Genomic DNA, 4,442 nt, shown 5'->3' on the forward strand with positions numbered 1-4,442 from the left:
ATTCCTGTCCGGTAGCAGGGACTCAGCGGGAATTTGGGAGCTCCATCGCCAGATGGGCAGCCCCCAGCATCCCCGCCTGGTTGCCCAGCGCCGCCCCCAGGATAGGTACCCCCTGGTAGCTCTCCCGCAGGAAATGGGGAAGGCGGTTTTCGATCCGCCGGATGGTCTGCGGCGGGGACATGATCCCTCCGCCCAGCACCACCAGCGGCGGGTCAAAGATGTGGATGAGGGAGGCAAGGCCGCAGGACACCTCGTCGATCCACTGGGAGAAAAGGCCCTCAACCACCGGGTCATCCAGCCGCTTTGTAATCTCCCGGCCAGAAAGGGCCTGCCCGGTCCTCTCCTCCACGAGGCGGGTGAGGGCAAAGGCAGAGGCGTAAGCTTCATAGCATCCCTGCTTGCCGCATTTGCAGACCCGACCTCCAAAATGGGTGACCATGTGGCCAAACTCCCCGGCGGAGTAACGGGAACCGTAATAGATCCGGCCGTTCTGCACCAGTGCCCCGCCAATGCCGGTCCCATACACCAGGCTGAGAAAGTCGGGATGGCCTTTGGCAGCACCGTAGGCGTATTCCCCCATGGCCATGCAGTTGGCGTCGTTGTCCACAGCCACCGGTATCCCGAGGGCGGCCTTAAAATAGGTTTTCAGGTTGGACCCTGTGTAGCCGGGGATGGAATCGGTGTACAGGATCACCTCCCCGGTGTGGGGGTTGATCTGCCCGGCAGTGCTGATGCCCAGGCGCTCATACCCACAGAATTCCTTGGCCAGGCGGACGACCCGCTCCATCACCGCGTCCGCGCCTTCCCCGGCAAAGGTGGGAGCCTCCCGGAATTCCAGGACCTGGGCGGATTCGTCTACCAGCCCGGCTTTGAGGGCGGTGCCGCCGATATCAATTGCGAGAATTTTCATAGGATAACCCCTTTTTCCATAAGATTCTCTGGCGCCTTCGGGATGATTCGACCTCCGATGACCCCGCTGCTGGGGTAGGATAAGTCTGCGCGGAGAGGATTTTGTATGGATATTGTACTATAAATTGACAGGCAAGGGAAGGGAGGGGAAAGCATCCCGCTACAGGAGGTCTTTATTCAAGATTCCATCTTGGGGTGGGCTTGCGGGGGTACGAATCCCTGCACCCCACAGGAATGAGGGGCCCTCCTGCCGGCCCTTCACACCCCCGGCACTTCCTTTTATGCGGATAAAAGGAAGCAAAACCCGCCGGGGAGACCCCGGCTCCCCTATCGGTGCGCCACAATGGGTGCGCTCGGAAAATCCTCAGTAGGTGTGCTTGCACGCCTGGGCGCCCCTCGCTCCAAGGCAGAGGATTTTTCCGCTTCGCGGATGCCCGCGGGGCTGCAAGAAGCCCACTTTTCAAAATAACCCCGCCAAGGAGCAGGGGGAGCTTTCATGGGGGCACAGCCAACAAGTTGGCTGTTTGGGCTTTTCCTGTGACGCGAGGGTTGCCTATTCCCCCTTAAATGCGCTTTTCCAGTCCAATTTTATTGGACTGCGACTTCTTTCGCATAAAAAGTATGGCTCGGGGGCGTGGGGGGCGAGAGCGCCCCACAGAACTGGGGGTTCTCAGGAACCTTCCCTGAAGAATACAAAGCCCTGACTGAGGTCTTAGAGCTGGATAAAGCGCATTGCGCGCAAAAAAAGCGGGGCAGCTTAGTTTGCTGTCCCGCTTGGTTTTAGATGCTGTAAGGCTTGATGGCGTCGGCGATAGTCTTTTCCATGGCCAGCTTTCCGTATTGGTCCACCTGGGCCTTGTCCTTGGGCTCATGGGTCAGGCATCCCGCGCCGCCGATACAGCCGCCGATGCAGGCCATACCTTCAATGAAATTCTCCGGCAGGGCGTTTTTGGAGGCTTTGAGCAGCGCCATGCGGCAGGCTTCGATCCCATCGCAAGAGACGGCCTTTAAGGTAAACTGATCCGGGGTCACCCCTTGTTCCTTGAGAGCCTCTGCCACCGCGTCAGCCAGTCCGCCGCTGCGGGCGAAGATGCGGCCAAAGTAGGAGGCGTTGTCCAGGGGCTCATCGGGAAGGGCGGAGAGGTCGATCTCCCTGGCATCGAAGAGGGCTTGCAGCTCCTCAAAGGTGAGGACATAGTCCACCAGGCCTTTGACCTTTTCCCTTTGGATCTCCATCTTTTTGGCGGTGCAGGGGCCGATGAAAACAATCCGGCAGTTGGGATCGGTTTTGCGGATGTAGCTGGCCAGCTCTGCCATGGGGGAGTAGTTGTGGGAGACATGCTCCTTCATCTGGGGGAAAAACTTCTCGATGTAATCCACAAAGGCAGGGCAGCAGGAGCTGGTCAAAAAGCCCTTTTCCACCAGTTCAGCCGCCTCTTTGTGGGCCACCATGTCGGCGCCCAAAGCCACCTCCACCACATGGTGGAAGCCCAGCACCTTGAGGGCGGAAACCGCTTTGCCCAAGTCTTTTACCCCAAACTGGCTGGCGATGGCCGGGGCCACCAGGGCATAGACCCGGTAGTTCTGGTTGTTGCCGCTCTCCTGAATCAGCCGGATGACATCCAGGATGTAGGATTTGTCCGCGATGGCGCCAAAGGGGCATTTGTAGGCGCAAGCCCCGCAGGAGATGCACTTGCTGTTGTCGATGGAAGCCTCGCCGGTGGGGCCCATGGACACGGCTTTGACCTTGCAGGCGATTTCACAAGGGCGCTGTTTGTTGTCGATGGCGCTGTAGGGGCAGGCGGCGGCACAGCGGCCGCAGCCGATGCACTTGGATTTGTCGATCCTGGCCTTATGGCCTTCAAAGGAGATAGCGTCTTTGGGGCAGGCAGCGGCGCACCGGTGGGCGATGCACCCCCGGCAGTCCTCTCCCACCGTGTAGCCGCTGGCCGGGCACTCGTCGCAGGCGATGGACATGACCTCGATGACATTGGGATTCTCCGGGTGGCCGCCCATAGCCATTTTGATCCGTTCCCCTACAATGGCTCGTTCCTTGTAGATGCAGCAGCGCATCTCCGCTTTGGGACCGGGGGCGATCTCCTGCGGGATCTCATAATAGCAGCTGTCCAGCCGGCCTTCATAGGCGCGCTTGGCCACGGCGGTCAAAACCTTGTGCTTTAAAAGCTGTACCTGAGAATCAAATGTTGGCATGTCAAAAAGTCCTCCTCAAAGTATGGTAGCGTGAAAAGGGAATTTTTCAGCAGTACTGCAATGTAACGTTTTTGCCCAGCTGCCGCAGATCTTTGCAGAGCTGGCGGACAATCTCCTGCTTTACATCGGCGGAGATGCCCAAAGGTTGGTGGGCCGGGTTGGAAGCCCTGCCCAGGTAAAAGCGGATATCAGTGGCATAGTCCATCAGGTTTTGGGCGATGCGGGAGGCGCCGTCCTTTTTGCCCCGGAAGGGGGCAGGCTCCCCCTTGGTGAGGGCATGGACATAATCCGCTACCCGCTGGAGGGTGATAACCCCTTCGGTGACTAGGTCCAGGCCCTCGATCTCCCCAATGGGCGGGATGGCTGGGTCGTAATACCGGAGGGATGTGGTAACCGGCCGCCCCAGATACCGCCCCACCAGGGAAGAGGTGGTCCCGCCGCAGACAATGTGGCGGCCCTCCTGCTCCAAAAACCGGCGGATGACCTTGGGTACGTCATCCCGGTTGAAGGGGGGGCCTACCAGCAGGTTGACCGCCTGGCGCTCCCGCACCCGCAGGGCGGCGATGGTGGTGTCATCCCCGGGCTGAAACTCATAGAGACGGTTCGCCTCCTCTGCGAGGAGGGAGGCCACATCCCGGGCGGGAAGGCCCAGACGGTACCTCCCCTCCAAAAAGGAGATGATGTTCTCCCGCCCCCAGCCAAAGGCGAGGCTGTGGCCGATGCCGGCGTAGACTGCCCCGTCGCTGAACAGGACAAACATATCCTCCGGCAAAAGGTCGATGGTGCTGGAGAAGATTTTTTTGTCGTCCACCCACAGTTCCTCCATGGGGTAAGGGCAGTTTTTGCCCGCCCGCAGCAGGATGACCGAGGGGTTGTCAAACTGGATGATCCGGGCGGTGGAGCCGTCCCGCACCTGGAGGATGGTAAAGGTGGAATAGGCTACCTGCCGCTGCTGGCAGACCGGCAGGGTACTGGCGATGGTGCGGACGCATTCCTCCACCGGCAGGCCTTCGGCCATCATGGTGGCGATAATTTTAGCGGTCAGGGTGGAGAGGATGTTGGCTTTCACTCCGCTGCCCAGGCCGTCGGCCAGCACCAGGGTTACCCCATCTGGCTGCTCGATCCACTCCACCCGGTCGCCGCAGAGCTGTTCGCCCTGCTTGTTTAAGCTGACAAAGCCAGCTTCGGTAGTCAGACTGTTCAAGGCGCGCTGCTCCCTCCCTTACCTGCGGATGGTCTCTTTGAGGCGGGTGAGGGCGATTTTGGTCTCAGCGGTGGTCTCCCCCAGCAGGGAGGCGATCTCCTGCACCACCCGCATCTGC

General features: G+C 60.0%; 3 protein-coding genes. All 3 read right to left on the bottom strand.

Going from position 1 to position 4,442, the window contains the following annotated elements:
* Positions 1 to 22: 22 nt before the first annotated feature.
* Positions 23 to 910, bottom strand: a complete 888-nt coding sequence (locus RDQ42_RS09930; RefSeq protein WP_308588602.1) for an ROK family protein — start codon at positions 908 to 910, stop codon at positions 23 to 25.
* Between the two features lie 779 nt (positions 911 to 1,689).
* Entirely contained in the window at positions 1,690 to 3,120 is a 1,431-nt protein-coding gene (locus RDQ42_RS09935; RefSeq protein WP_054332160.1) for a 4Fe-4S dicluster domain-containing protein, read from the bottom strand.
* A 46-nt stretch (positions 3,121 to 3,166) separates the two neighbouring features.
* Positions 3,167 to 4,324, bottom strand: coding sequence for a SpoIIE family protein phosphatase (locus RDQ42_RS09940; RefSeq protein ID WP_231358311.1), 1,158 nt, complete (start codon positions 4,322 to 4,324; stop codon positions 3,167 to 3,169).
* Positions 4,325 to 4,442: the final 118 nt, after the last annotated feature.

The sequence above is a fragment of the uncultured Merdimmobilis sp. genome, assembly GCF_902471145.1.
Classification (GTDB): Bacteria; Bacillota; Clostridia; order Oscillospirales; family Ruminococcaceae; genus Merdimmobilis; species Merdimmobilis hominis.

Coding starts and splice junctions, on each gene's coding strand:
- RDQ42_RS09930 (WP_308588602.1), bottom strand. CDS start 910: ATGAAAATTCTCGCAATTGATATCGGCGGCACCGCCCTCAAAGCCGGG.
- RDQ42_RS09935 (WP_054332160.1), bottom strand. CDS start 3,120: ATGCCAACATTTGATTCTCAGGTACAGCTTTTAAAGCACAAGGTTTTG.